This window comes from Streptomyces sp. C1-1 (assembly GCF_050214755.1).
In the GTDB taxonomy this organism is placed as follows: domain Bacteria; phylum Actinomycetota; class Actinomycetes; order Streptomycetales; family Streptomycetaceae; genus Streptomyces.
In genome coordinates, this window is sequence record NZ_CP189826.1 from 6344318 (window position 1) to 6370213 (window position 25896).

Consider the following 25896-nt stretch of genomic DNA (forward strand, 5'->3'; position numbering starts at 1 on the left):
GCCACCCCGGCCATCCCCGCCGCTCCGACCTGCGCGCGACCCTGCCCTGCCCGTGCTGCCGACGCTCGCCAAGAACGGCGACGACGCCAGGCCGAGGGCCGCGGCCGACCTCACCGGCGACGCCCTGTCCGTGCTGCGGAAGGCGATCGACTCCCGGCTCCAGGCGGTCACCTCCGGGGACGTCACCCAGGCGGTGCCGGCCGTCACGAGCGTGGTGGCGGGACTGGTCAACACCGTCACCGCGACCCTGCTCGGCGGCAGCCTCCCCGCCGCGAACCTGCCGGGCCTTCCGGTGTCGACACCTTCGCTGCCCGCGACGCCGGCGCTGCGCGTCGAGCGACCCGGACGAAGGCCGAACTCACCGCGCCCGCCCGGCAGATCCGGTACGAGGGTCGGCCGGGCGGCCTTTCATACGAGAATGAGAAACGTTTTCTGCGAGCGGGGTTTCCCCGCCGGTCGCGGATCGTTGGGCACGGCGTCAGAATTCACCCTGGTGACGTGAGTTGCCCAATGAAAGGAACCCGATGAAGTCTCTGAAGGCCGCCGCTGTCGTTGCCGGTACCGTCGCCCTCGCCGGCGCCGCCGCGCCCGCGTTCGCCTACAGCGCCTCTGACATGACGCCCACCAGCCTCAACGGCGCCGTGAACACGCTCACCAGCGGACACATCCAGCCCCGCGACATGATGCCGCTGCAGCACCAGTCGCACGCGCTCGACACCGAGAAGAAGGGCTCCTTGCTCAGCACCGTGAAGGGCGCGACGGGCGCGCTGAACAAAAACGGCGGACTGCTCGGCGGCCTTCCGCTCCAGCACTGAATCGCACCGGAACCGAATTCACGTAGTGCCGCAGGCTGTTCGACGCGAGTCCCTCGTTCGTGTGGAGAGGGCGGGGACCGTCCCCCGGTCGGGTGAGAAGCCGCCCGGCCGCTTCCCGGGCCGTCGATAAGGTCGCGCGGTGACCTCAACCTCAAGCGAAACCCGCCCCCTCGGCCCCGCCGAACTGGGCACCCTCGTCGTGATGGCCTGGAGCGGCGAGGCCCCCGACGGCGACATGGCCTACCTGCTCGTCCACCCCCTCGGCGACGCGGCGGACGGCCCCGAGGCCGCGTCGGCCGCCGTCGCCGACCTGCTCAGGAGCGTCGGCCTGCCCATCGGCGGCGAGCTGACCGACGCCGCCGCCAAGCCGAGCCTGCCGCTCAGCCTGCTCGTCGCGGGCGGCCACGCCGTCGTCACCCTGCCGGGTTCCAACGCCCAGTGCACCCCGCCGCCGGAGTGGCTCGCTGCGGTCGCCGAACGCGGCTACGCCTACCTGGTGTTCACCACCCGCCCCTGGCCCGAGGCCGAGCCGGGCAAGCCCGTCGACCCGGAGGCCTTCGCCGCCTTCGCGGGCGCGGAGGAGACCCTGAACGCGGCGGCGCACGTCGTCCTGCCGGCGCGCAGGCTGCGCGGCTGACGACGGTGGCCGAGGGCCAGGGCGCGGCGGGCGGGCACGGACCCCGGGTTCGCCCTGCTGCTGGTGATCACGGGGTCGGCACGGTCCCCGCCCCCGTGCCGCTGGAGGGTGCCGAGCAGTCCCTGGGCATGGAACTGCCCAAGCTCGGCGGTGAGATTCCCCTGCCGACGCCGGGCCGGCCCCACGGGCCGCGGTAACTCGAGGGCCGGCTCATCCCGGAGCACGTCCTGCCGCAGCCGCCCGTCGCCGTCGGGCTATCCGGCGCCGGCCTGCGCGCGCCTCTGCCATAGGTCCTGGGCGACCGGTTCGGCCACGTCGGCGTCTCCACCCCCGCCTCCGACCCGCGCACCCTCGCCCCCGGCCTGAACCTGGACGCCCCCCTGACCCCGCCCAACCCGCGGAACGCCGGCCCGCCCGACCTGAAGCTCCCCGAGGCGGGCGTGCTGCCCCCGGTCCTGCAGACGGTTCCCGGCGCCGACCTGGGGCTCGGTCCCGGCCTGTGGTCGGACGGCGTATCCGCCGGGCCTGGACCGTCGTGACCGGTCCGGGTCCGTTCGAGTTCCCCCGTCCACCTCTTGGCCCCTCGACGGTGACCGCACGGGCCGTCGGCCGGTTAGCGCGTCGGAGAACCGAGCGAACCGGATCGGACGAGGAGCGAGCCATGGTGGTCAGTGCAGGCGGAGTGCCGGTAGGTGCGGAGGGGGAGCCGACGGGAGCCGGGACGCGGCGGGAGATGCTACGGGCGCTGCTGGCGCCGGCCATGGCGCTGGCGCTCGCCCCGGTCGTCGCCGCCTCGCGGCCCCCGGGCGGGAGCGGCGAGTACGCCTTCGACGAGACGTACCACAGCCGCCGCATCCAGGGCTTCAGAACCGCCTCCACCGCGGTGGCGGCGCACGGTGCCGTCGGCGAACACTGGCAGGTCACCGTCGACGGACGCCCGCTGCACCTGATGCGCCGGGCCGACGGCACCTGGCTGAGCATGGTCGACCACTACCGCTCGTACCCGACGCCGCTGGAGGCCGCCCGCGCCGCCGTCGACGAGATGGGGCCCGGGGAGCGCCTGCGGGCCATGGCGCCGGGCCCGATGGGCGGAGAACAGACGGACATGAGGGGAGACCATGGCGTACACGCGTAAGGACGTCAGCACCCTGACGAGCGCCGAGAAACGGCGGTTCGTGAACGCGATGCTGGAGGTCAAACGGCGGGGGGAGTACGACGAGTTCGTGCGAACGCACGTCGAGTACTACACCTCCGACGGGGAGAAGGGGCTGCGTACGGCCCACATGACACCCTCCTTCCTGCCCTGGCACCGCCGCTTCCTGCTGGAGCTGGAGAAGGCGCTGCGCAGGGTCGACTCCTCGGTGGCCGTGCCGTACTGGGACTGGACCCGCGACCGCACCGCGGCCTCGGCGCCCTGGACCGCCGACCTGCTCGGCGGGAACGGCCGCGGCGCGGACCATCGCGTGACGACGGGGCCGTTCGCCTACGTGGCCGGCCACTGGAGCATCAAGGTCGGCTTCACCGACGAGAAGTTCCTGACCCGGGACCTCGGGCGGGCCCGTGACCCGATCGCGCTGCCGACTCGCCGCGAACTGGAGTCGGCGCTCGCCGATCCGGTCTACGACGTCTCGCCCTGGGACTCCACCGTCACCAGAGGGTTCCGCAACAAGCTGGAGGGGTGGGGGACCGGGCGGGGCAGTGTCGCCTGGCGCAACCACAACCGCGTGCACCGCTGGGTCGGCGGCGCGATGCTGGGCGGCGCCTCCGTCAACGACCCGGTGTTCTGGCTCCACCACGCCTTCGTCGATCTGCAGTGGACCCGCTGGCAGGCCCGGCACAAGGGCGCGCGTTACCTGCCGGCCAAGCCGCCCGGCGTCGGTGACAAGCAGCACGAGCGGATCGTCGCCCGGCACGAGAAGATGCCGCCCTGGGACGTGACGCCGGACCAGATGGAGGACGTCAGCCGGATCTACCGGTACGTCTGAGCGGCCCCGGGTACGGGAAGAGCCCCGGCGCTCGAGGCGCCGGGGCTCTTCCGCGGGTGCGGAGGGCGTCAGTTGCCGTACCCGTGGTCACCACCCTTGTCATGGTGGCTGAGGTTGACGCAGGTGTTGCCGAACGCCGGGCTCAGCAGCCCGGTCACGTCGGCGGTGTTCCCGCACACGTTGACGGGATTGTGGATCGGGCGCTGGACGAGGTTGCCCGACAGCAGGCCCGGCGAACCCACGGCCGCGCCCTGGGCATCGGCATCGGCCATGGCCAGGCCGGCGCCGCTGACGACGACGGCACCGGTGCTGAGCGCGACGGCGGCCACCTTCGCGATGCGAGACATCACATTCTCCTTCTGGATAGGGGAGTGCGCCGGCAGCGCTCGCCGCCGCACTCCCCCTTCAACGCCGAGTCTCGCGCGGGGTCACGGCGTTCATCGGCGCATCACCCTTCTCGAACCCGCTCGCACGCGCTCCCACCCGCTCGCCCCCGGCTCTCAGCCCAGCCGCCGCACCGGCTGCCCGTCCAGGAAGGCCCGGATGTCCTCGACGGCCTGTCCGTAGTACGTCTCGTAGTTCGCCCGCGACACATAGCCGAGGTGGGGCGTGGCCAGCAGACGGGGCGCGGTGCGGAGCGGGTGGTCGGCGGGGAGGGGCTCGACGTCGAAGACGTCCACGCCCGCGCCGGCGATACGGCCTTCGCGCAGGGCGGCGAGCAGGGCGTCCTGGTCGACGATGGCGGCGCGGGAGGTGTTGACCAGGTAGGCGGTCGGCTTCAGCAGGGCGAGCTCGGCGGGGCCGAGCAGCCCGCGGGTGCGGCCGCCGAGGGCCAGATGGATGGAGACGAAGTCGCTGCCGGCGAGCAACTCCTCCTTGGACTGCGCGAGTTCCACGCCCACCTCGTCGGCGTACTCCTTGGTGAGGTTCTGGCTCCAGGCGCTGACGTGCATGCCGAAGGCGAGGCCCACGTGCGCGACCCGGCTGCCGATCTTCCCGAGGCCCAGCAGACCGAGCCGGCGGCCGTGCAGATCGGCGCCCACCGTCTGCTGCCAGGGGCCGCCGGAGCGCAGGGCGCTGCTCTCCTCGACGATCCCGCGGGCCAGACCCAGCAGCAGCGCCCAGGTCAGCTCGACGGGCGGGGTCGAGGAGCTCGCCGTACCGCACACGGTGACGCCGTTCGCCTCGGCGGCGGCGTAGTCGATGACGCTGTTGCGCATGCCGGAGGCGACGAGCAGCTTCAGGCGGGGGAGGCGGGTGAGAAGGGAGGCCGGGAAGGGGACGCGCTCGCGCAGGGTCACGACGATGTCGAACTCGGCGAGCGCGGCGGCCAGTTCGTCCTCGGAGGCGAAGTGCTCCGGGAAGGAGACGGTCTCCACCTGGTCGGCCACGGACGACCAGTCGGCGATCTCGGTCGCCACCTGCTGGAAGTCGTCGAGCACGGCGCAGCGCAGGCGCACGGGGAATCCCTTCGTCGACATGCCGGATACGGGTAAGGATGTCAAGTGCAAGTAGTTTTCATGATTGCGCAAACCGAGGACGGTTACACTCGTCGGCCCGTACAGCCCATCCATCGAGACATCCAACCGGGGAGAGACATGACGGGTCGGTTCCTGTCCGTACGGGCGCTGCTCGTGCCCGGTGTCCCGGCCGCATTCGCGGTCGTGCTGCTGTCCCTCGGGGTCGCCCTGTCCTTCTTCGGCGGACGTCCGTATGTCGGCGGGGGACTGATCACGGGAGGTCTGATCGCCGGGGCGGCGGCGGTCGGAGCGGCGGTCGGCGATGTCGCCTGGTGTCTGCTCACGGGGGACGCGGAACTGCCCCGCCCCCAGGAGGAGTGGGACACCACGGCGTGATGCCGCCCGCGGAGTTCGTCGAGCGGATGCGGGGGTTCGGCTGGAAGCCACCTGTGGGGGCCGTCGACGCGTCGCTGGCGCGCCTGCGACATCGGGGCGGCCGGGCGCAACCGTCCGACGGCGACGCTGGGCGGTCAGGCTGCCTCGAGACAGATGAAGCAGCTTCCGGAAGAGATCAAGAAGATCGAAGGCCGGCAGGAGCGGCTCCTCGGCCGGCTTGCCGAGGGCGAAGACGGTGATCCGGACAGCAGCAGGGCCTTCCGGCGTGGCATCCGGGACCGGTACGACCGTCTCGACCGAGAACGCGCGCGATCTCCTCGCCGAGTTCCACGAGCATCAGCAGCAAGCGGTGTCGGGCCCCCGCCCAGAACGCCGCACTGATCAAGCTGCTACCGCAACTCGGTTCCCGGCTTGTCGAGCTGCCACCGAGCCGGTGGAGCGGACGGCGCAGACGGTGATCCCGTTGGCCGCCCGTGCGGTGTTTACCAGCCATCTTTTGGGCGCCCCCGGCAGGACTCGAACCTGCGGCCAAGCGCTTAGAAGGCGCCTGCTCTATCCACTGAGCTACGGGGGCCGGGTGTGTGGCCTCTGTCGTGGGTGCCCGGGTGTGGGCCGATCCGTGACGTTGCCGGGGACAAGGATAGGGCTCCCGCATCCTTGTCCCTGTTGCTTCGCCTCCGTGGCTCGATGTGGAGGTTCGGTGAAGCGGTCCTGATAATCGCAGGCAGGTACGAATCGTGCATCGCTTTTGGGTCCTCGCGCACCGGGTGTTGTGCACTCGTTATGCCTGGACTATGCCTGCGTCCCAGTCATCCCTTCCGTCCCTTGTGTCCTGTCGGCGCGCAGACATACTCATATGCTTCAGAATTCCCCTAAAATTGGGCATTCTTCACATGTGGTGACCTTGGACGTACGGCCTCAGCTGCTCGATGCACTTTCCGCCCTGCGCGACCGTGTCGCCGCCGCACGCTTCCCGCTGCCCCTGGCGGGGGCGCCACGCGCGCGTGCCAACCGCGACGAACTCCTTGCGCAGCTCGACGACTACTTGGTGCCCCGCCTGAGAGACCCTCAAGCGCCCTTGCTGGCGGTGGTGGGCGGATCGACCGGCGCCGGCAAGTCGACCCTCGTCAACTCCCTTGTCGGGCGACGGGTGAGCGAGGCGGGCGTGCTGCGGCCCACCACGCGGACGCCGGTCCTGGTGTGCCATCCGGAGGACCATCACTGGTTCAGCGGTATGCGCGTGCTGCCCGACCTCACGCGCGTGTGGGCGCCGCACCGCGAGGGCACGGACGACCTGTTGCTGCCCGGCGAGGATCCCGCGCGCGTGCTGCGTGTGGAGACCGCCGAGACGGTGCCGCCGGGCCTCGCCCTCCTCGACGCCCCCGATGTCGACTCCCTGGTGGCCGACAACCGCGTCCTCGCCGCCGAACTCATCTGCGCGGCCGACATCTGGGTCATGGTCACCACCGCCGCCCGGTACGCCGACGCCGTCCCCTGGCATCTGCTGCGCACCGCCAAGGGGTACGACGCCACCCTGGTGACGGTGCTCGACCGGGTGCCGCACCAGGTGGTCTCCGAGGTGTCCCGGCAGTACGGGGCGCTCCTCACCAAGGCCGGCCTCGGCGACGTGCCCCGCTTCACCGTGCCCGAACTGCCCGAGTCCGCCTGGGGCGGTGGGCTGCTGCCGGCCAGCGCCGTGGCGCCGCTGCGGACCTGGCTCGTCCACGTGGCACAGGACCCGGCTGCCCGGCAGCACGTCATGGCCCGCACCGCGCGCGGAGTGCTCGACTCGCTGAAGGCCCGGATGCCCGAACTCGCCGGCGCCGCAGCCGCGCAGTACGCGGCCGCGCTCCGTCTCACCTCGGCCGTCGAGGCGGCGTACGACAGCGAACACGCGCGCGTGCGCGGGCGGCTGCAGGCCGGCGCCGTCCTCGCCGGGGACGCACTGAAACGGTGGCGGGCCTTTCCGCTCGACTGTTCGGCGGGTGAGCTGCTGGACGCGCTCGTGGAGAGCCTGGGCGCGCTGCTGGTGTGCGCCGTCACCGCCGCCGACGAGCGCGTCGACGAGGTCTGGCGGCGCGAACCCGCGGCACGCGCCCCGGAACTCGACGCACCCGACCCGTCCCTGGAGAGCGCCGAGCACCGCATCGGGATGGCGGTACGGCGGTGGCGGCGGGAGCTGGAGGAGATCGCCGAGGAGGAGGTGCGCGACCTCGACCGCGGAGTCGCCCCCGACATCGACACGGTCGCCGCGCTCGTCGCCACCACGCTGCTCGGCGGACGCCGAGCCCGCTCGGCGGGCGAGGGGCTCGCCGAGCGGATCGGCGCACACGGGGCCCTGCGCCTGCGCGACCGGGGCGGACGGCTGCTCGCCGAGCATCTCGACCGGGTGCTGTTCACCGAGCGCGAACGCCGGCTCGCGCCGCTGGACGCGCTCGACGTGCACGCCGAACCCCAGGCCGAGCTCATCGCCGCGCTGTCCGTACTGCAGAAGGAGAGGTGACCGGTGACCGCCGTCACTGACCAGGACCACACCGAGCACGCCGATCACGCGGGGGACACGGTGACCGACAAGGACCAGCACGACAACGGCCGCCACGGCGAGGGCGCTTCGGAGGAGGGCCGCGCCGACAAGCGCACCGACGCGAAGGGCGGGACCCGCGCGCGCGTGGAGAGCGACGACGCTCCCGGCCGTACCGACTCCACGGAGGCCGCCGACAGCTGGGACGACGGGCTCATCGCGCGCCGCGTCGCCGAGGGGGAGGCCGCCGAGCAGGCGGCAGCCCTGGAGACCCGCTCGCACAGCGCACAGCCCGCGACCCCGCTCGCCTACGACGGCGTACTGCGCTCCCGGCTGGAAGCGCTCAGGGAACTGATCGGCCTCTCCCGCACCCGGCTCGACAGCCGCACCCTCGCCGAGGCGGGCCGCGTCCTGGACGAGGCGTCCACACGGCGCAGACTGTCCGGACAGCACACCGTGGTCGCCATCGCGGGCGCCACCGGCAGCGGCAAGTCGCAGCTGTTCAACGCCCTCGCCGGAGTGCCCATCTCGGAGTCGGGCGTACGACGGCCCACCACCGCCGCGCCCATCGCCTGCAGTTGGAGCGACGGGGCGGCCACTCTCATCGAACGGCTCGGCATCCCGCCCCGGCTGCGGCGGCGCCCGCTGCAGAACGGCGACGCCGACACCGAGCTGCGCGGACTCGTCCTGGTCGATCTGCCCGACCACGACTCCGCCGCCGTACAGCATCGCGAGCACGTGGACCGCATCCTGGCACTCGTCGACGCGGTCATCTGGGTGGTCGACCCCGAGAAGTACGCCGACGCCGTGCTGCACGAGCGCTATCTGCGGCCCATGGCGGGACACGCGGAGGTCATGTTCGTCGTCCTCAACCAGACCGACCGGCTGCCCGGCGAGGCCACCGAGCAGGTCCTCGACGACCTGCGGCGGCTGCTCGACGAGGACGGGATCGCGCTCGGCGAGTACGGCGAACCGGGCGCCACCGTGCTCTCCCTGTCGGCGCTCACCGGGGACGGCGTCCCTGAACTGCGCGAGCTGCTCGGCCAGTTCGTGACGGAGCGCGGCGCCCCGGCGCGCCGCATCTCGGCCGACGTGGACGCCGCCGCGGTCGGGCTGCGGCCCGTGTACGCCACGCGGCGGCGGACCGGCCTGAGCGAGGAGGCCCGCGACGAGTTCGCCGCCCGGCTCGCGGACGCCGTGGGCGCCAGGGCGGCGGGCGAGGCCGCCGAACGGGCCTGGGCGCGCAACGCCAACCGCGCCTGCGGGACGCCGTGGCTGCGGCTGTGGCGGTGGTACCAGGACCGGACCGAACCGGCCACCGGGCGGCTGCCGTTGCGCGCCCAGGCCGACGAGGAGGCCACGGCGCGCCAGCGCGTGGAGCAGGCGGTGCGGACGCTGGCCGACCGGGCCTCGGCCGGGCTGCCCGCGCCGTGGGCGCAGGCGGTGCGCGAGGCGGCCGTACGGGGCTCGCAGGGGTTGCCCGAGGCGCTGGACGAACTGGCGGCGCGCGCGGGACGGCCACCGGGGCGGCCGCCCCGGCCGGGCTGGTGGCCGGCCGCCGTGCTCGCCCAGGCGGCCATGACCCTCCTCCAAGTGGTCGGCGGGCTGTGGCTGTTGGGGCAGATCATCGGGTTCATGGCGCCCAACCTCGGAGTGCCGGTGCTGCTGATGGTGACCGGCATCGTCGGCGGCCCGCTGATCGAGTGGAGTTGCCGGATGGCGGCCAGGGGACCCGCGCGGCGGTACGGCACGGAGGCCGAACGGCGGCTCAGGGAGGCGGCCGCCGGGTGCGGTCGGGCCCGGGTCCTGGACCCGGTGGCGGCCGAACTGCTGCGCTACCGGGAGGTGCGGGAGCAGTACGGGAAGGTCGCGGGGGTGGGTGCTACGGCCAGGTGAGGCTCGTGCTTGAGGGGGGGCGCTCGTCCGGGTGACGGAGTTGTCCACAGGCGGGTGACGGTCCACAGGGCTCTGCGGGCCCGGTCCGACGGAGGCAGTCTGGCGGTGCGGCGATCGCGAAAGGCGTGGTCGCGGCGGCAGACGCAGCCGTACGGGACGGGCCCGTAGGCGTGTCAGGGAGGGATACGCGATGAACGAGACGATCATCTGCGCCGTGGGCAACGTGGCGACCCGGCCGGTGTACCGGGAGCTGGCCTCGGGACCGTCGGCCCGGTTCCGGCTCGCGGTGACCGCGCGGTACCTGGACCGGGAGAACAACACCTGGACCGACGGCCACACCAACTTCTTCACGGTGTGGGCCAACCGGCAGCTCGCCACGAACGCGGCGGCCTCCCTCAACGTGGGCGACCCCGTCGTCGTACAGGGCAGGCTCAAGGTGCGCACCGATGTGCGCGAGGGACAGAACTGGACCTCGGCGGACCTCGACGCGATCGCGATCGGCCACGATCTCGCGCGCGGTACCTCGGCCTTCCGCCGAGCGGTCAGGACGGACCCGTCCGCCTCGGCACCGCAGCCGGAGCCCAACTGGGAGACCCCGCCCGGTGATTCCGGCGACGCCGCCCAACAGGAGCCTGAGCCGGCGGCCGTGACGTGATGTCAGGAGCCGTGCCGAGCTGACCGGACTGCGGCTTATCGGCGAATGCTCCCGAACAACCCGGTGGATTTGTCGATAAGCCCCGTTCGTGAACCGTCCCGGCGATAACGATTCCGAGTCGGATCGGCCGTCCGATCATCGGACTTGTCAAGGGTGGTGCGTCGGATCCCTAGGATGCCGGGCAAGGCTCCCGGGGCGCTCGGGGCCGCTGATTCTGCTGGTGGGACCGTTCCCCCCACACTGACGGGTCCTGCTCGAAGGGGAATTCGTGTTTGCTTCGTTCTCTGCGCTGTGCGCGCGCAGGCGAGGGGCCACGGCCCGGCTGGCCTCCGCACTGGTGGTGTCCGGACTCGTCGCGGCCGGCGCGCTGACCGGTGCGGGCGCGGCCGCGGCCGCGGAGACCCCACAGACCCAGGGCGGGGCGACCGCGACCATAGGCGGGCTCAAGACGTACGGCTCCGCGGTGATCCACGACAAGGTCGCCGGCGACCAGCAGGTCTCGGCGGGCCTGTTCGAGATGTCCGTCGACGGCGGTGGCACCCTGCAGACGTACTGCGTCGACCTGCACAACCCCACCCAGCGCGACGCCCGCTACCACGAGACCTCCTGGAGCGGGACCTCGCTCGGCGCCAACCGGGACGCGGGCAGGATCCGCTGGATCCTGGAGAACTCCTACCCGCAGGTCAACGATCTCGCGGCGCTCGCCGCCAAGGCGGGTGTGCGGGGCGGCCTGAGCGAGCAGGACGCGGCGGCCGGTACACAGGTGGCCATCTGGCGCTACTCGGACGGGGCCGACGTCGACGCCGTCGACCCGCAGGCCGAGAAGCTCGCGGACTACCTGCACAAGAGCGCCGTCGACGTGGCGGAGCCCAAGGCCTCGCTGACCCTCGACCCGCCCGCGGTCTCCGGGCACCCCGGCGGGCTCCTCGGCCCGGTGACCGTGCACACCGACGCCGCCGGGGTGACGGTGACCCCGCCGGCGGACGCGGCCATGACGGGCGTACGGATCGTCGGCAAGGACGGCAAGCCGCTCACCACCGCGGCCGACGGCAGCCAGGTCTTCTTCGACGTGCCCGCGGACGCGGCGGCCGGCTCCGCCGAGCTGACCGTGCAGGGCTCCACCACCGTCCCGGTCGGCCGTGCCTTCACCTCCGACAGCCGCAGCCAGACGCAGATCCTGGCCGGCTCCAGCGAGTCCACGGTCTCGGCGACCGCGAGCGCGAGCTGGGCGAAGCAGGGGGCCGTACCGGCACTCTCCGCGGCGCGGGACTGCGCCAAGGGCGGTGTCGACCTCACCGCGGCCAACCAGGGCGACGAGACGTACACGTTCTCGCTGATGGGCGCCGAGTACAGCGTTCCGGCCGGCGCGTCGCGCACGGTGACGATCCCGCTGCAGGAGGACCAGCCGTACGACTTCGCCATCAAGGGGGCGGGCGGTCTCGAACAGCGCTTCACCGGGATCCTCGACTGCAAGACACAGGGCAGCGCGAGCGGCGACGCGGTCCAGACGCTCAGCGAGCCGAGCCCGGCGACCGTGGGCGGCACCGCCGACGACACCAACCTCGCCGCGACCGGCGGCACCGGCACGACCCCGCTGATCGCGGGCGTCGCGATCGGCTTCGTGGTGATCGGCGGGGCGGCGCTGGTCGTGGTCCGCAAGAAGGAGGAGGCGCGGTCGCGGGGCTGACGCGGCGGTCGGGGACTTCGGCGAGTGGACCGGGATTCCGTGCGAAGCGGTCGCACCGGCGGGCAGGACGACCCCATGACCAAGTCATCGGCGTCATCGGCGTCACCGGAACAGTGCACCTCCTCGGGCTCCGTGCTGTCCCTGTGGTCGCAGGACTCGATCCTGTCGATCGGCTCGGTGGGCTCGGTCCTGTCCATCGGCTCGGTCGGCTCCGCCCTGTCCGTAGCCTCGGTCGGCAGCACGCTGTCCGTCGGCTCCCTCGGGTCGGCACTGTCGCTGATCTCGGCGGGATCATGGCTGAGCCTGGGTTCGGTGCTGTCCGCACAGTCCCGCTGGTCCGTCCTGTCCTGGCGCTCCACCCGAGCCTTCCGCGCGGCCGGAGCCGTGGGCACGGTGGCGGTGGCCGCGGCGGCCGTGACCGCCCTGTCGTCGGGGCGCCGGGGATGACGGCGGTACGCGGGGTGGCGGCGGTGCTGGCCACATGGCTCGCCCTGACCTTGCTCTTCGTCGCACCCGCGCCTTTGCCGGAACGGTGGCTCTACGTCATCTACTCACCGGCCAGCGTGGGCCTGTGGATGCTGACGATGCTCGTCGCCCCCTTCGTGGTCTGCACCCTCGCCTGGCCCTGGATCAGATCGGGCAGCGGCCGCCCCGCCGACAACGACTGACCCCGAACCCAAAGCCCCAGGTCAGAGCCGGCGACCACAACGCGTTTCCGCCCAGGGGTAGCCGTACGGCAAGATGGGGTGTATCTGCCCACTGCCAGATTTCAAGCTGCCGGACGGTTTCTCTTGGCTGAGTTCATTTACACCATGCGCAAGACGCGCAAGGCGCACGGCGACAAGGTGATCCTCGATGATGTCACCCTGAACTTCCTGCCGGGAGCGAAGATCGGCGTTGTCGGCCCGAACGGCGCCGGTAAGTCGACCGTTCTGAAGATCATGGCGGGGCTGGAGCAGCCGTCCAACGGCGACGCCTTCATCTCGCCCGGTTACAGCGTCGGCATCCTGATGCAGGAACCCACGCTGAACGAGGAGAAGACCGTCCTGGAGAACGTCCAGGAGGGTGTCTCCGAGATCAAGGGCAAGCTCGACCGGTTCAACGAGATCGCCGAGCTGATGGCCACCGACTACAGCGACGCGCTGCTCGACGAGATGGGCAAGCTGCAGGAGGACCTCGACCACGCCAACGCGTGGGACCTCGACGCCCAGCTGGAGCAGGCCATGGACGCCCTCGGGTGCCCGCCCGGCGACTGGCCCGTCACCACCCTCTCCGGTGGTGAGAAGCGGCGTGTGGCGCTGTGCAAGCTGCTGCTGGAAGCGCCTGACCTGCTGCTTCTCGACGAGCCCACCAACCACCTCGACGCCGAGTCCGTGAACTGGCTGGAGCAGCACCTCGCCAAGTACGCGGGCACCGTCGTGGCCATCACCCACGACCGGTACTTCCTCGACAACGTCGCCGAGTGGATCCTCGAGCTCGACCGCGGTCGCGCGTACCCGTACGAGGGCAACTACTCCACCTACCTGGAGACCAAGCAGACCCGTCTCAAGGTCGAGGGGCAGAAGGACGCCAAGCGGGCGAAGCGCCTGAAGGAAGAGCTCGAGTGGGTCCGCTCCAACGCCAAGGGGCGGCAGGCCAAGTCCAAGGCGCGTCTGGCCCGGTACGAGGAGATGGCCGCCGAGGCGGAGAAGATGCGGAAGCTGGACTTCGAGGAGATCCAGATCCCGCCGGGCCCGCGGCTCGGCAGCATCGTCGTCGAGGTCAACAACCTCAACAAGGCCTTCGGGGAGAAGGTCCTCATCGAGGATCTCTCCTTCACGCTGCCGCGTAACGGCATCGTCGGCGTCATCGGCCCGAACGGCGCCGGCAAGACCACCCTCTTCAAGATGATCCAGGGTCTGGAGACCCCGGACTCCGGCAGCATCAAGGTCGGCGAGACCGTCAAGATCTCCTACGTCGACCAGAGCCGCGAGAACATCGACCCGAAGAAGACCCTGTGGGCGGTCGTCTCCGACGAGCTCGACTACATCAACGTCGGACAGGTGGAGATGCCCAGCCGGGCGTACGTCTCCGCGTTCGGCTTCAAGGGTCCCGACCAGCAGAAGCCGGCCGGTGTCCTCTCCGGTGGTGAGCGCAACCGGCTGAACCTGGCCCTGACCCTCAAGCAGGGCGGCAACCTGCTGCTCCTCGACGAGCCGACCAACGACCTCGACGTCGAGACGCTCTCCAGCCTGGAGAACGCGCTGCTGGAGTTCCCCGGCTGCGCCGTGGTCGTCTCCCACGACCGGTGGTTCCTCGACCGGGTCGCCACGCACATCCTCGCCTACGAGGGTGACTCCAAGTGGTTCTGGTTCGAGGGCAACTTCGAGTCGTACGAGAAGAACAAGATCGAGCGGCTGGGCGCGGACGCCGCGCGTCCGCACCGTGCCACCTACAAGAAGCTGACCCGGGGCTGATCTTGCGCCATCTCTACCGCTGTCCCCTGCGCTGGTCGGACATGGACGCCTACGGCCATGTCAACAACGCGGTCTTCGTCCGCTACCTGGAGGAGGCCCGTATCGACTTCCTCTTCCGTCCGGAGAAGGACTTCAAGCAGGGGTCCGTGGTGGCCCGCCACGAGATCGACTACAAGCGGCAGCTCGTCCACCGGCACCACCCGGTGGACATCGAGCTGTGGGTCAGTCAGATACGGGCGGCGTCCTTCACCATCACCTACGAGGTGAAGGACGACGACGTGGTCTACGTGCGTGCCTCGACGGTCGTCGTGCCGTTCGACTTCGAGGCCCAGCGGCCGCGCCGGATCACCGCCGAGGAACGGGAGTTCCTGGAGGAGTACCGGGACGACTCCGAGGAGGAGGCCGTCGCGGCATGACGGTGCTCCATCTCGCCGACGAGGGGGAGGCGGCGGACCTCGCGGCCTTCCTCTCCCGGCTGATCCACTACGACCGTTCGGCGGCCGTGCGGCTGCAGGGTGTCGGTACCGCTCTCGCCGTCTTCGGGCGACCACCGTCCTTCGAGGTGCTGGCGATCCGCGCGGTGCGGCTCGCCAAGCCGTACGAGAACGGTCTCGACGTCACGCTCGACGTGACCGTCTCCGCCGGTGAACTCCTGGAGACGGTGGACGAGTCGGCCGCCACGGCCGCCGTTCCGGGCGCCGTGACCGGGCCGCCGTGGGCCGGCGTGCTGCCGCCGCGCGGCGGCTGGCGGCCGGAGTCCGGGCTGCCCGCGCCCGACGAGCTGCGCGCCATGGTCGGCGCGGCGGTGGCCGAGTTCCGGTCCCGTACGCAGGAGTTGACGCCCGAGGGGCGTACCAGGGCCGAACTGGACGCGATCGGGCGGGAGATCTGGTCCCGCACGGTCGGGGAGACGCCCCTGCCGGTACGGGCCGTGCACGCCGCCCAGTCCGTGGGCTTCCTGCGGCCCGGGACGCCCGCGGACCTGTTCTCCTCGGGGGCGTGGCTGCGGTTGCGTACACCCTTCGGGTCCATCGCCGTACGACGGGCGGGAGCCGGGACGGCGGCCCTGGGCGTCAGCGTCCGCCGCTGATCATCGCGCCATCACCGCTGATCACGTGCGGTTCTCGCTGTCGTCCGGTCGTACGGCGATGTGGTCGGGCTCCAGTTCCAGCGCGACGCGGTCGCGCATGCCCAGCGCCTCGGTGTACTCGGCGGGAAGCTGCAGACGGCCGGCGCGGTCGAGCATGGCGTACTCGCGGGCGACGACCGTCTCGTGACCGGTGGTCTCGTCGACCTCACTGCGGCGCAGGACCTCCGTGGAGGTGCGGCCGTCGCGGATGGCGACCGTGCGGCGGACCTCGCCGGCGACCGCCTGGTCGTGGGTGACGATCACGATGGTGGTGCCGAGGCGTTCGTTCGCGGTGCGGAAGGCGGCGAAGACGTGTTCCGCGGTGCGCGAGTCGAGTTCGCCGGTGGGTTCGTCGGCGAGCAGGACGGCGGGGTCGTTCGCCAGGGCGACGGCGATGGCCACGCGTTGCTGCTGGCCGCCGGACATCTGGTGCGGGCGGCGGTCGCGGCAGTCCGGGATCTCCAGCAACTCCAGTAGCTCCAGGGCGCGTTCGGCGTGTGCGCGGCGAGATGCGCGGGAGCGGGTGCCTGCCAGCTGCATGGGCAGGGCGATGTTCTGGGCGGCGGTGAGGTAGGGCAGGAGGTTGCGGGAGGTCTGCTGCCAGATGAAGCCGACGGTGGTGCGGCGGTAGGCGAGACGGTCCTTCGCGGTCATCGTCAGCAGGTCCTGGCCCGCGACGCGGGCCGCGCCGGCGGTGGGGGTGTCGAGGCCGGCGAGGATGTTCATGAGGGTGGACTTGCCGCTGCCCGACGCGCCTACCAGCGCCATGAGTTCGCCCTCGCGGACCAGTAGGTCGAGGCCCTGGAGCGCCTGGACCTCGATGCCGTCCGTGGTGAAGATGCGGACCAGGCGGTCGCAGGTGATGAGGGCGTCGTGGCCGTAGGCCGGGCGGGTGCGGGTGGACTTGGCGCGGGTGGTCAGGTCGGCGAGTGTGGGGTTGGTCGTGGTCATCGCGGTCTCCTGGGCATCGCGTCGGTGACGGGGGACCCGGCGTGGCGGTCGCCGTCACGGGGTTTCGCTCGCCCGCGCCGGCGGGGTGCCGCTGCGCCCACCCGTGCCGCCCCAGCGGCACGACTGCTCGCAGTGGGGTTGGGGTGGGGTGCGGCCGCCCGTGCCGCCCCAGCGGCACGACTGCTCGCAGTGGGGTTGGGGTGGGGTGCGGCCGCCCGGGCCGTGCCGGCGGTACGACTGCTCGCAGTGGGGTTGGGGTGGGGTGCGGCCGCCCGGGCCGTGCCGGCGGTACGACTGCTCGCAGTGGGGTTGGGGTGGGGTGCGGCCGCCCGGGCCGTCCCGGCGGTACGACTGTCCGCAGCGCGGGCGGTTGTCAGTGAGGTCATCGGGTGTCTCCCGCTCTCAGTTCGGACACCGAGCCCCGCCTTCCGGTCCACCAGGCCTGGGCGCTGGCGACTCCCACCGTTACCGCCACGACCGCCAGTGCCGGCAGTGCCAGTGAGGTCGTGTCCGTGCGGAGGGCTGCCGGGCCGCCGGGGACGTCGTGGGCGGCCAGCGCGATGGTCGTGAGGTCGACGGCGGGGGAGAGGAGCCGGACGGTGGCCCAGCCCGTCAGGGCGCCGCCCGCCGCCGCGAGGGCCGCCTGCGGCAGGGACTCCAGGACCAGCAGGCGGCGCCCCTGGGAGCGGGTCAGGCCCATCGTGCGCAGCCGCGCCAGCAGGGCCGCGCGTTCGGGAGAGGCACGGAGCAGGGACAGGAGCAGGGCGAGTACGGCGTAACCGGCGCCCGCGGCGACGGCGGCCGTGTAGACGTGTTCCGCGCCGGACTGGAGGGGCGAGTCGACGTACCGGGCTCTTTCCGTCGCGCGGAGCCGGACGCTCGCCGTGCCGCCGGAGGCGTGTCGCAGGGCGGGGCCGTCGAGGTGGGCGCCGGTCAGGAGCAGGGCGTTCGGGCGGGCGGCCGTGCGGCTCAGGGCGGCGCGGTCGACGACCAGGAAGTCGTCGCCGGTGACGGCGGGTGTGCGGGAGCGGACGCTGGTGACGCGGACGGTGATCGTGCTGCCGTCCTCCAGCCGGACGGGGAAGGGACGGGAGCCGTAGCGCTTGGCTACCGCGGGGGAGGCGAGGGCGGGGACGGCACCGGCATCCTTAGGGGCCGTCAAGTCGGCCTGACCGAACGGGCCGAGGCCGGTCCGGTCCGCCAACTCCGCGTAGTCCCGCGGGTCCACGCCCGCCAGCGGCACCGACTGTGTGCCGTTGCCCGGCTGGGCCTGGTAGGCGATGCTCACCGCGGCCAGCCCGCGCACGCCCGGCATGCGGCGGACCCGCTCGGGCAGTCCCGTCGGCAGCGGGGCCGACGTCTCGACGCGGGCGTCGGCCCCGACCGCGAGGAGGGCCGCCTGATCGCGCGTCTCGCGCACGCCCGCCAGGACGGAGCCGCCGAAGGCCGCCGTGGTGAGTGCCGTGAGGAGGGCGAGCAGCGGCAGGACGGCCGACGCGGAGGTGCGGGCCGCCCGGGCCAGGGACAGGTGGGCCACCGTGCCGCGCAGCCGGGCGGCCGGGCGGGCCAGGGCGCGCAGCGGGAGCGGGTGCAGGCGGACCAGCAGCAGGGCCGCCACGACTCCGGTCAACACCGGCGCGAGGGAGGTCAGTTGGTTGTCCTGAGCGCCCTGCCGGCGCAGCGTCTCCACCGCGCCGAGGGCCACGGCGACCAGCGTCAGTTCCGCGACCGTACGGCGCCGGGACGGCCGTACCGACGCCACGTCCGCGCGGCCGCCGTGCACGCGGACGACCCGGTGCGCGACCGCCGCCCGCACGGCGGGAGTCGCGCAGGCGGCCAAGGTGACGGTCGCCGCGGCCGCGATCGCGTACGAGGTGCGGGCGCCCGGGAGGGCGAGCAGCGCGACGCCGCAGCCCAGGGCACCGGCGGGCAGCGCCACCACGGCCGTCTCGGCGACGAGCCGTCCCATGAGGCCGCGCAGGGAGGCGCCGCGGGCGCGCAACAGGGCGAGTTCGGTGCGGCGGCGGTCGACGGCGAGGCCGCCCGCCATCAGCAGGACGACGGCCGCGACCGTGCCGGCGCCGAAGGCGGCCACGGCGACCAGCGGGCGGACGCCGCCGCGCAGCGCCGTGTACGTGCCGAGCACGTCGTCGAGGTCGGTGCTCACCGTGGTGGTCGGGCCGGTCAGCGCGATGATCCGGCGCAGCCCGGGCCCGCCCTCCAGGGACGCGATCACGGACCTGAGGCGGTCGGTGTCGTACGAGTGCAGGGAGCCGGCGGTCGGGGCGTACTGCCAGTAGCTCCACGGGACCGCGGACGTGCCCAGCAGTGCCGGGGCCGCGTCGGGGGAGAGCAGCAGCGCGCCGAGCCAGTAGTAGTCCTTGTTGGGGTCGTTGCTCGGCACCACGGCCAGCGCTGGGGTGCGCAGCAGCGGCTGGGTGCTCCAGTAGGCGCCCTCGGGATCGCGAGGGGTGACGATGCCGGTGACCCGCACGGCGAGGGAGGCGCGGCCCACGGCGGGTACGTGGACGCGCGAGCCGACGCGGATGTGCAGGCTCCTGGCGGTCGCGGCCGTGACGGCGGCCTCCACCTCGGGCGTCCGCGCGGTCACCGGTCCGTCGGCGCGCGGCAGCCGTCCGGTGACCTTCGTGACGTGCGCGCCGAGGCCGTGCTGGGCGGCGAGGGAGATCCGCGCGGGCAGCCCGCTGGGCCGCGGCAGCCAGCGGTCCGAGGCCTCCATGGGCGTGGCGGTGCGTACGCCGTACGTCGACTGGCCGGGGTCGGGGACGAGCGGGCTGTCGACGACGGCCCGGATCTTCTCGTAGCGGGCGGCGAGCGGGCCGGGCCGCAGCGCCGCCTCCCGCTGCTCCTGCGACAGCAGCGGCGAGGGCGGCTGCGTCCACACGCCGACCGTGGTGCTCTGGGGCCGCGCCCGGTCGACGGCCCGCCGCAGACCGGCGTCCTCGTACCGGTCGACCGCCCGCGGCAGCGCCGCCGCCAGACACGCCGTCAGCACGACGAGCAGCGCCAGCGCCACCGCGGCACCGGGCGCGGCACGCAGCCGGGTTCGGACCCAGGGCGCCTGGACCGGACGCATCTCACTCACCCCCCTGCTCCCGCAACGACACCACCGGATCGCCCCGCCGCACCGCCAGCGCCGCCGTCACCGCCAGCGGGGCCGCGGCCACCGCCGCCAGGAGCAACGCCACCTGCGGCAGCGGCAGTTCTACGAGGACCGCCGGTACTGGGCGGGTGGCCTGTTCGGTCAGGACGATCAGGGGGATCACCGCGCGGGTCAGGACGGTCCCCAGCGCCGTGCCGACCACCAGCGCCAGTGTCACCAGCACGCCCTGCTCCACGGCGATCATGCGGGCCAGCCGTCGGCGCGGGGCGCCCAGGGCGCGCAGGACGGCGAGTTCGGCGCCCCGCTCCCGCAGGGAGCCCGCCGCGCTCACCGCGAAGCCGACCGCGGCCAGCGCCGCCGCCACCCCGGCCGCCGCCGCGAACGCCGCTTCCGGTCCCGCGCCGAACGGATCGTCCCGCAGTTGCGCCGCCGTCTCCTCCCGGACGACGACCTGGGCCGGATCCAGGTCGGGCAGCGCGCGCAGCGCCGCGGCGACCCGGGCCGTATCGTCGGGGCCGGTCGTGAGCCACCACTCCGTCGGCGTGACCCCGGTCCCGTACCGCGTCTCCAGCACCCGGTTCAGCGACCGCAGATCCATCAGCAGCGCGCCCCCGTCGGCCCCGCCCGCCGTCGGCAGTTCCCGCACCGCACGCGCGATCCGCACCGGCACGCTCTCCCCGGCGACGGTCACGTCCACCCGCTGTCCGGCGCGCGCGCCGACGGAGGCGAGGAAACGGTCGGTGGCCACGGCCGTGACCTCGCGCAGCGCGGGCTGTGCCACCTGCATCCGCAGGGTCAGCGCCGAGGCGTCCCAGTGCACCTCGTCCGGCAGGTACCCGGTGCCGTACTCCACAGTCGGCGGTCCGGACGTACCCACCCGCGGCCTGGTCGGGTCCGTGCTTCCGTCCGGCGACGACACGTCCCTGTCGCTGGACGAGGCCGCCTTCCAGCTGCCGGGCAGCTCGATCCTCCGCACGGCGTCGTCCGTACCGGTCGCCGTCAACCCGTCGAGCGTCAGCCGCTGTCGCTCCGCCTTGCCGACCGGTACCGGCAGCACCAGCTGCACGCCCGTGAGCTTCAACGGCCCGTCGGAGACCGGGATGTCGAGGGTGTGCGGGCGGCCGTCGGAGGGGAGGTCGCCGGCCGGGATCTGGTACGGGGTGCCGTACGCGTCCTCCAGGGTCACCGTGACGTCCGCCGTCGTGCCCGTGCTCGGCGCGCTGCGCAGGGTCGCCGTCAGCCGCAGCCGGGCGGTGTGCGCGGGCACCCTCGCGCCGGCCGACGGCGTCTTCGGGCCCAGCGACGCGAGCAGCGGGCCCACCGGTTCGGAGGCCAGGTCCCGGCGCAGCAGCAGCGTGTCCGCCGCGTGCGCGGTGTCCAGGGCCAGCAGTTTCGCCGTACGGTCGCCGGACAGCGGCAGCTCGGTGCGGACGGCGGGGGCGGTGTGCCGTACGTGCGCGACGGCCGCGTAGGTCTCGGTGCGCCCGAGCCCGCCGTCGCCCGCGCCCAGGACGCGCACCGGCGCGCCCGCGGCGAAGTCGGCCCGGTCGTCCTGCGAGCGGCTCCAGGAGGCGCCCTGCCCGATGGCCAGCATGCCGAGCGCGACGGCGAGGACGAGCAGCAGCACCGGTCCGGCCCCGCGCATGGGACGCCGGCTGAGCTGCCAGCCCGCCAGGGCGGCGGTCAGTCCGCGCCCGCCGGCCGCCCGGCGCTCGGCGAGCCGCGCCACCAGGGGCAGCAGGCGCAGGGTCAGCACCGTGCCGGCGAGTAGGGCCAGCGCGGGCGCCGCGACGAGCAGGGGGTCGATGCCGAGCGTGCCCGACCGGTCGCCGCTGACGGCACCGGAGGTCTGGCGGCCCAGCTGCCAGTACGCCACCGCGGCCACCGCCAGCAGAGCCAGGTCCGCGCCCGCCCGCACCGAGCCGGGCAGCGCTCGTGCCCGCCCGGGCCGCAGCCCCTCGACGGTCAGCGCCGGCAGTGTCACCGCCAGCGCGCAGCCCAGCGCCACGCCCGCCGCCACCAGCCACACCCCCGGCCGGCCGGCGGCCGGCACGTCCGGATGCAGCCCGATCCGGGCCAGCGCGCCCTGCCCGGCCATCAGCCGGGTCAGCGGCCCGGACAGCAGCGGCGCGCACACCACCGCGGGGACGGCGAGGAACAGCGCCTCCAGCGCGGCGAACGCGGCGATCCGGGCCCGGGAGGCGCCGCGGGCGCGCAGCACCCGTGTCTCGCCGGTGCGTTCGGCGCTCAGCAGCCGGGCCACCAGCAGCAGCGCGCAGCCGGCGAGGAGGCCCAGTTGCAGGGCCACGATGAGCAGGGTGGAACGGGAGACGAGCAGGGAGCGCTCGACGCGGTCGAGGACGTCCGGCAGTTGGGTGGTCACGGCCGTGGAACCGCCGAGCGCGGGCTGCCCGCGCAGCGCGGCACCGCCCGCGCGGGCAGCGGCGCGCAGCTCACCGATCCGGTCGGTGCTCAGCGTGGAGAAGTCGGCGGCCACCAGCCAGGAGGACTGTCCGGCGCTGACCTTGTCGCCGGCCAGGACGCCGGGCGCGGCGAGCAGCGGCCCGTACGTCGTGAAGTCGACGGTCGTGACACCGCGGCCGCCCAGGTCGTCCAGCCGCCAGTAGGGCGCGTCGGCCGCCACCGGCCGGTACACGCCGGTCAGCGTGACGCGCACCTTGGGGCCGCCGAGCCGGTCGGTGAGGGTGAGCCGGGCGCCGGGCTTCAGGCCCAGGCGCCGGGCCGCGTTCTGCGGCAGGGCCACCTCGACGCCGGCGGCCTCCCGGGGCATCCGGCCCCCGACGATCCGCACCTGCGTGGGATCCAGCGCCGCGACGTACGTGAGGTCCGGCTCGCCGGACCGCGCGGCCGGTGGCTGCAGCGAGCGGGGCAGCGCGTACGGACCGGACCGCACCAGCGTCCGCACGGTCACCGGCAGCCCGTCGAAGGCGCCGCGCGCGGCCCGCCGTACGGCGGTGTCGGCGGCGGCCCGCCGGTCCGCGGGCACCTCGGACTTGACGACCAGGGCGCTGTCGGCGGCGCTGCGCGGGTCCCGCAGGGAGTGGCGCAGCGCCGCGTCGCCGATCGCGCCCGCGTAGGCGGTGAGGGTGGCGAGGACCGCGGTGGTCAGCAGGACGGTGAGGAGGGCGGCGGCCAGCAGCAGGCGGTGGGCGCGGGCACGCAGCACGACGAACCGTGCGACCGCACCGAACCCCGTCACCCCGACCCCCCGTGGCCGTCCGGACGTCGTCCGGACCTTCCGGCGATGCTGTCAGAGGGGCGGGGTCCCGGGTAAGCGCTTGTAGATCGAACTTGACCGGATCGTGACCGGTTTCAGTCCGGGGTGTTGATCATCGAGGCGGCCGCGTAGGTCAGATACCGCCACAGCTCCTGCTCGTGCTCCTCGGACAGACCGAGGTCGTCGAGGGCGGTACGCATGTGCCGCAGCCAGGCGTCGTGCGCCTCGCGGTTCACCACGAAGGGCACGTGCCGCATCCGCAGGCGCGGGTGGCCGCGGTTGTCGCTGTACGTCGTCGGGCCGCCCCAGTACTGGATCAGGAACAGCGTGAGGCGCTCCTCGGCCGGCCCGAGGTCCTCCTCGGGATACATGGGCCGCAGGACGGGGTCGTCCGCCACGCCCTCGTAGAAACGGTGGACGAGGCGGCGGAAGGTCTCCTCCCCGCCGACCTGCTCGTAGAAGGTCTGCGTCTCAAGCGTGCCGCGCCGGATCTCTTTCACGTGCTCCATGCTCTCAGACCCGGGGAACCAGGACTTGAGGCTTAGGTCCCCGGGTATCCCGGGTGCACAGTGGACGTATGGGCACGCACACCCTGGACGACGAACTGGCGGACCTCGCCGCCACCTTGCGGGCGGCGCTGGTGCGGGAGATCGAGCTCAGCGGCGCCTGGGAGAGCGACCCGGTCTGGCGGGAGGCGTTCGAGGCGGTTCCGCGCCATCTGTTCGTGCCGTACTACTACGTCGGCGTCAGGGGCGGCTACGAGCGGCGGTGGGGCGAGAGCCCGGACCGGGGCGAGCGGGAGAAGTGGATGCGCGGCGCGTACGCCGACGCCCCGCTGGCCACGCGGCTGCGGGACGGCGACCTGGTCTCCTCCAGCAGCCAGCCCTCGCTCATGGCGAAGATGCTGGCCGAACTGCGGGTGCGGGACGGCGACCGGGTCCTGGAGGTCGGCACCGGCACCGGCTACAACGCGGCCCTGCTCGCCCACCGGCTCGGCGACGACGACCTGGTCACCACGGTCGACCTCTACCCGGAGATCACGGACGCGGCCCGGCAGCACCTGGCCGCGGCCGGGCACCGGCCCGTCGTCGTCACCGGCGACGGCGCCCGCGGAGTCCCCCGGCGAGCACCCTTCGACCGGATCGTGGCGACCTGCACCCTGTCCTCGGTCCCGCTCGCCTGGCTCGCCCAGTGCTCGCCGGGCGCCCGCGTCCTGACCCCGCTCGCCACCGGCCTGATCGCCCTGACCGTCGAGGACGCGGGCCACGCCGAGGGCCGCTTCCTGCACACGCCGGCCTACTTCGTGCCGCTGCGCGGCGAGAGCCGCCCCGAGCCGGAACCGGCCCACCTCGGCGGCATCCCGAGCCATGCCCGCGGCGACGACCTCTTCCGCTTCCTGTTCGCCCTCACACGCGGCAGCCTCGACCCGCAGGAGGCATACGTCCTGTGGGAGCGCGAGGGCAGGCCGCGGCGCGAGCGGTACGGCGTCACGGTCCACGGCGACGGCGAGTGGGCCTGGCTGGACGATCCGGAGGGGCCGTACGTCTGGCCCCTGCCGGTCCGTTAGCCGCTCAGCCCCTGCGTACGGTGATCGTCGTCCAGGCGCCCACGTGCACCCGGTCGCCGTCCTGCAGCGGTACCGGCACGAAGGGCTGGATGGGCTCCTCGGAGCCGTTGACGGTCGTGCCGTTCGTCGAGTTCTGGTCGACGACCGCCCAGCTGCCGTCCGGCTGCTGGACCAGCACCGCGTGCTGGTGCGAGACGCCCGGGTCCTCCGGCGGCACCGACAGGTCGATGTCCGGGGTGTCGCCGGTGGAGTGGCGGCGGCGGCCGATGGTGATCTGGTTGCCGGAGAGCGTGCGCTGCTGCTCGGGCGAGTACGCGGGCAGGTTGAGACCCGCGGCCTCCGGACCCGAGCGCTGCATCATCGCCATGAAGTACTCGCGGTCCGGCCCGATGGTCGCCGTCCAGGTCGCCGGACCGGCCTGCGGGGGCGCCTGCTGGAAGCCCTGGCCGGGCGGCGGGGCCTGGGTGGTGCCGGGCTGCGGGTAGCCGTAGCCGCCGGGGCCGGGGCCGCCCGGGGCGCCGGGGCCGGACGACGGCGGGGAGATCACCCAGTCGTCGTCGTTGCCGCCGAAGGACGGACCGCCCTGCGGCGGGCGCTGCGTCTCCCGCGGGAACGCCGGCGGGGCGGGCGGGCCGGACGGGCCCGGACCGGGCTGCTGGAACGCCTGCGGGATGCCGCCGCCGGGACCGCCCGCGGTCGGCGGCGGGCCGGGCGGGACGGGGCGGGAGGTGTCGGGGCCGAAGTTCGAGGGACCACCCGGGCCGTTGCCGTAGCCGGGGGGACCGCCGGGGCGCGGGTCGTTGCCGTAGCCGGAGGGGCCGCCCGGGCGCGGGTCGTTGCCGAAGCCCGGCGGGGGGCCGGGCCGGGGGTCGTTGCCGAAGCCGGTGGGGCCGGAGGGCTCGCTGCCGAACGGCGGGATCGGCTCGGCGGGGCGGTTCACCTGCGACGGGCGCGAGCCCTGGTACTCGTACGAGTCACCGCCGCCGTACGACGGGCCGGGCGGCTGCTGGTAGCGCACGTTCGGGCCGGGGGCCGGCGGGCGCGGGGCGGCCGGGGTGTACGAGGTCGCCGTATTGGTGAGGAAGTTCCACCGGCACTCCTCGCAGAACGGCGCGCCGCCCTCGCGGGGCGTGCGGCACTGCGGGCAGAGCTCGGGCTCCGGGTCCGGTACGGCGGACAGGTGCGGGGGGCGGCCGCCGGGCTGTGTGCCCTGCGGCGGCGGGAAGCCGTAGCCACCGCCCGCGGGGGGCGGCGGGGGCGGGGGCGGAGGTACGGCACCGGCCATGCGGTGACCGCAGACCTCGCACCAGTCGTCGGAACCCGACTGGTGTCCGTTCGGGCAGGTCGGCATGTCGGCGCGTCCCTCCTTCGTTCGTCTC

23 protein-coding genes, 1 tRNA gene and 1 pseudogene are annotated in these 25896 nt (G+C 73.5%); 17 read left to right on the forward strand and 8 right to left on the reverse strand.

The features are described from left to right. The first annotated feature begins 52 nt into the window (after positions 1 to 52). The 6 genes and pseudogenes from ACQF4J_RS28935 (at position 53) to ACQF4J_RS28960 (ending at position 3437) form a co-directional block, all read left to right on the forward strand. Positions 53 to 502 (forward strand): hypothetical protein, encoded by a 450-nt coding sequence (locus ACQF4J_RS28935; RefSeq protein WP_351565895.1) that lies wholly within the window; start codon positions 53 to 55, stop codon positions 500 to 502. A 22-nt stretch (positions 503 to 524) separates the two neighbouring features. After that, positions 525 to 815, forward strand: coding sequence for a hypothetical protein (locus ACQF4J_RS28940; RefSeq protein ID WP_351800417.1), 291 nt, complete (start codon positions 525 to 527; stop codon positions 813 to 815). 139 nt (positions 816 to 954) lie between these two features. Then, entirely contained in the window at positions 955 to 1452 is a 498-nt protein-coding gene (locus ACQF4J_RS28945; RefSeq protein ID WP_351565901.1) for a DUF5949 family protein, read from the forward strand. Beyond that, positions 1449 to 1991: pseudogene (locus ACQF4J_RS28950) on the forward strand (hypothetical protein). The gene ACQF4J_RS28945 and the pseudogene ACQF4J_RS28950 overlap by 4 nt, the downstream one beginning before the upstream one ends. Before the next feature lie 122 nt (positions 1992 to 2113). Next, entirely contained in the window at positions 2114 to 2587 is a 474-nt protein-coding gene (locus ACQF4J_RS28955; RefSeq protein WP_351565904.1) for a tyrosinase family oxidase copper chaperone, read from the forward strand. Further along, the gene (locus ACQF4J_RS28960; RefSeq protein ID WP_351800419.1) at positions 2571 to 3437 is read left to right on the forward strand and encodes a tyrosinase family protein; all 867 of its coding nucleotides are present in this window, start codon (positions 2571 to 2573) and stop codon (positions 3435 to 3437) included. The genes ACQF4J_RS28955 and ACQF4J_RS28960 overlap by 17 nt, the downstream gene beginning before the upstream one ends. Positions 3438 to 3505: 68 nt before the next feature. Here the strand turns inward: ACQF4J_RS28960 and ACQF4J_RS28965 are convergent, their stop codons facing one another. Both ACQF4J_RS28965 and ACQF4J_RS28970 read right to left on the reverse strand, forming a co-directional pair. Continuing rightward, positions 3506 to 3784 (reverse strand): chaplin, encoded by a 279-nt coding sequence (locus tag ACQF4J_RS28965; RefSeq protein WP_351565910.1) that lies wholly within the window; start codon positions 3782 to 3784, stop codon positions 3506 to 3508. A gap of 153 nt (positions 3785 to 3937) precedes the next feature. After that, entirely contained in the window at positions 3938 to 4897 is a 960-nt protein-coding gene (locus ACQF4J_RS28970) for a D-2-hydroxyacid dehydrogenase family protein (RefSeq protein WP_351566043.1), read from the reverse strand. A gap of 138 nt (positions 4898 to 5035) precedes the next feature. Here ACQF4J_RS28970 and ACQF4J_RS28975 point away from each other — a divergent pair, with 138 nt between their 5' ends. Continuing rightward, positions 5036 to 5293, forward strand: coding sequence for a hypothetical protein (locus tag ACQF4J_RS28975; RefSeq protein ID WP_427167136.1), 258 nt, complete (start codon positions 5036 to 5038; stop codon positions 5291 to 5293). Positions 5294 to 5794: 501 nt separating this feature from the next. Here the strand turns inward: ACQF4J_RS28975 and ACQF4J_RS28980 are convergent. Continuing rightward, positions 5795 to 5867 (reverse strand) — tRNA-Arg (locus ACQF4J_RS28980). A 321-nt stretch (positions 5868 to 6188) separates the two neighbouring features. On the opposite strand from ACQF4J_RS28980, the gene ACQF4J_RS28985 reads away from it, so the two are divergent. The 9 genes from ACQF4J_RS28985 (at position 6189) to ACQF4J_RS29025 (ending at position 15598) form a co-directional block, all read left to right on the forward strand. Then, positions 6189 to 7796 carry a dynamin family protein gene (locus ACQF4J_RS28985; RefSeq protein WP_427167137.1) on the forward strand — a complete coding sequence of 536 codons (1608 nt, stop codon included), beginning with the start codon at positions 6189 to 6191 and terminating at the stop codon, positions 7794 to 7796. A gap of 165 nt (positions 7797 to 7961) precedes the next feature. Further along, positions 7962 to 9710: a GTPase gene (locus tag ACQF4J_RS28990; RefSeq protein ID WP_427168632.1), complete on the forward strand. Its 1749-nt coding sequence runs from the start codon at positions 7962 to 7964 to the stop codon at positions 9708 to 9710. 190 nt (positions 9711 to 9900) lie between these two features. Beyond that, positions 9901 to 10365, forward strand: a complete 465-nt coding sequence (locus ACQF4J_RS28995; RefSeq protein ID WP_351800427.1) for a single-stranded DNA-binding protein — start codon at positions 9901 to 9903, stop codon at positions 10363 to 10365. 268 nt (positions 10366 to 10633) lie between these two features. Continuing rightward, positions 10634 to 12052, forward strand: coding sequence for a Cys-Gln thioester bond-forming surface protein (locus tag ACQF4J_RS29000; RefSeq protein ID WP_351800430.1), 1419 nt, complete (start codon positions 10634 to 10636; stop codon positions 12050 to 12052). Positions 12053 to 12127: 75 nt separating this feature from the next. After that, a complete protein-coding gene (locus ACQF4J_RS29005; protein ID WP_351565926.1) occupies positions 12128 to 12499 on the forward strand; it encodes a hypothetical protein in 372 nt (123 codons plus the stop codon). Continuing rightward, complete coding sequence (locus ACQF4J_RS29010; protein WP_351565929.1) at positions 12496 to 12720, forward strand: hypothetical protein; 225 nt, start codon at positions 12496 to 12498, stop codon at positions 12718 to 12720. Before ACQF4J_RS29005 ends, ACQF4J_RS29010 begins: the two co-directional genes overlap by 4 nt. A 123-nt stretch (positions 12721 to 12843) precedes the next feature. Continuing rightward, positions 12844 to 14508 carry an energy-dependent translational throttle protein EttA gene (ettA, locus tag ACQF4J_RS29015; RefSeq protein ID WP_351565947.1) on the forward strand — a complete coding sequence of 555 codons (1665 nt, stop codon included), beginning with the start codon at positions 12844 to 12846 and terminating at the stop codon, positions 14506 to 14508. A 2-nt stretch (positions 14509 to 14510) separates the two neighbouring features. Further along, positions 14511 to 14924, forward strand: a complete 414-nt coding sequence (locus ACQF4J_RS29020; RefSeq protein ID WP_200701271.1) for an acyl-CoA thioesterase — start codon at positions 14511 to 14513, stop codon at positions 14922 to 14924. Further along, positions 14921 to 15598, forward strand: coding sequence for a hypothetical protein (locus ACQF4J_RS29025; protein WP_427167138.1), 678 nt, complete (start codon positions 14921 to 14923; stop codon positions 15596 to 15598). Before ACQF4J_RS29020 ends, ACQF4J_RS29025 begins: the two co-directional genes overlap by 4 nt. Positions 15599 to 15619: 21 nt before the next feature. Here ACQF4J_RS29025 and ACQF4J_RS29030 read toward each other — a convergent pair whose 3' ends face one another. The 4 genes from ACQF4J_RS29030 to ACQF4J_RS29045 form a co-directional block, all read right to left on the reverse strand. Continuing rightward, the gene (locus ACQF4J_RS29030; protein WP_427167139.1) at positions 15620 to 16588 is read right to left on the reverse strand and encodes an ATP-binding cassette domain-containing protein; all 969 of its coding nucleotides are present in this window, start codon (positions 16586 to 16588) and stop codon (positions 15620 to 15622) included. Positions 16589 to 16970: 382 nt separating this feature from the next. After that, on the reverse strand, positions 16971 to 19685 hold the full coding sequence (locus tag ACQF4J_RS29035; protein WP_427168633.1) for an FtsX-like permease family protein: 2715 nt from the start codon (positions 19683 to 19685) through the stop codon (positions 16971 to 16973). Between the two features lies 1 nt (position 19686). Beyond that, positions 19687 to 22932: an FtsX-like permease family protein gene (locus ACQF4J_RS29040; protein WP_427167140.1), complete on the reverse strand. Its 3246-nt coding sequence runs from the start codon at positions 22930 to 22932 to the stop codon at positions 19687 to 19689. A 113-nt stretch (positions 22933 to 23045) separates the two neighbouring features. After that, complete coding sequence (locus ACQF4J_RS29045; protein WP_351565974.1) at positions 23046 to 23459, reverse strand: globin; 414 nt, start codon at positions 23457 to 23459, stop codon at positions 23046 to 23048. Positions 23460 to 23527: 68 nt separating this feature from the next. Between ACQF4J_RS29045 and ACQF4J_RS29050 the strand changes: the two genes are divergently transcribed. Next, entirely contained in the window at positions 23528 to 24517 is a 990-nt protein-coding gene (locus ACQF4J_RS29050) for a methyltransferase domain-containing protein (RefSeq protein WP_351565976.1), read from the forward strand. Positions 24518 to 24521: 4 nt separating this feature from the next. Here ACQF4J_RS29050 and ACQF4J_RS29055 read toward each other — a convergent pair whose 3' ends face one another. Next, positions 24522 to 25868: an FHA domain-containing protein gene (locus ACQF4J_RS29055; protein ID WP_427167141.1), complete on the reverse strand. Its 1347-nt coding sequence runs from the start codon at positions 25866 to 25868 to the stop codon at positions 24522 to 24524. Positions 25869 to 25896: the final 28 nt, after the last annotated feature.

Bases quoted from the DNA above. Each gene is read 5' to 3' on its own strand.
- ACQF4J_RS28940 (WP_351800417.1), top strand. From the start codon at position 525: ATGAAGTCTCTGAAGGCCGCCGCTGTCGTTGCCGGTACCGTCGCCCTC.
- ACQF4J_RS28955 (WP_351565904.1), top strand. From the start codon at position 2,114: ATGGTGGTCAGTGCAGGCGGAGTGCCGGTAGGTGCGGAGGGGGAGCCG.
- ACQF4J_RS28960 (WP_351800419.1), top strand. From the start codon at position 2,571: ATGGCGTACACGCGTAAGGACGTCAGCACCCTGACGAGCGCCGAGAAA.
- ACQF4J_RS28965 (WP_351565910.1), bottom strand. From the start codon at position 3,784: ATGTCTCGCATCGCGAAGGTGGCCGCCGTCGCGCTCAGCACCGGTGCC.
- ACQF4J_RS28975 (WP_427167136.1), top strand. From the start codon at position 5,036: ATGACGGGTCGGTTCCTGTCCGTACGGGCGCTGCTCGTGCCCGGTGTC.
- ACQF4J_RS28995 (WP_351800427.1), top strand. From the start codon at position 9,901: ATGAACGAGACGATCATCTGCGCCGTGGGCAACGTGGCGACCCGGCCG.
- ACQF4J_RS29005 (WP_351565926.1), top strand. From the start codon at position 12,128: ATGACCAAGTCATCGGCGTCATCGGCGTCACCGGAACAGTGCACCTCC.
- ACQF4J_RS29010 (WP_351565929.1), top strand. From the start codon at position 12,496: ATGACGGCGGTACGCGGGGTGGCGGCGGTGCTGGCCACATGGCTCGCC.
- ACQF4J_RS29025 (WP_427167138.1), top strand. From the start codon at position 14,921: ATGACGGTGCTCCATCTCGCCGACGAGGGGGAGGCGGCGGACCTCGCG.
- ACQF4J_RS29030 (WP_427167139.1), bottom strand. From the start codon at position 16,588: ATGACCACGACCAACCCCACACTCGCCGACCTGACCACCCGCGCCAAG.
- ACQF4J_RS29035 (WP_427168633.1), bottom strand. From the start codon at position 19,685: ATGCGTCCGGTCCAGGCGCCCTGGGTCCGAACCCGGCTGCGTGCCGCG.
- ACQF4J_RS29045 (WP_351565974.1), bottom strand. From the start codon at position 23,459: ATGGAGCACGTGAAAGAGATCCGGCGCGGCACGCTTGAGACGCAGACC.
- ACQF4J_RS29050 (WP_351565976.1), top strand. From the start codon at position 23,528: ATGGGCACGCACACCCTGGACGACGAACTGGCGGACCTCGCCGCCACC.
- ACQF4J_RS29055 (WP_427167141.1), bottom strand. From the start codon at position 25,868: ATGCCGACCTGCCCGAACGGACACCAGTCGGGTTCCGACGACTGGTGC.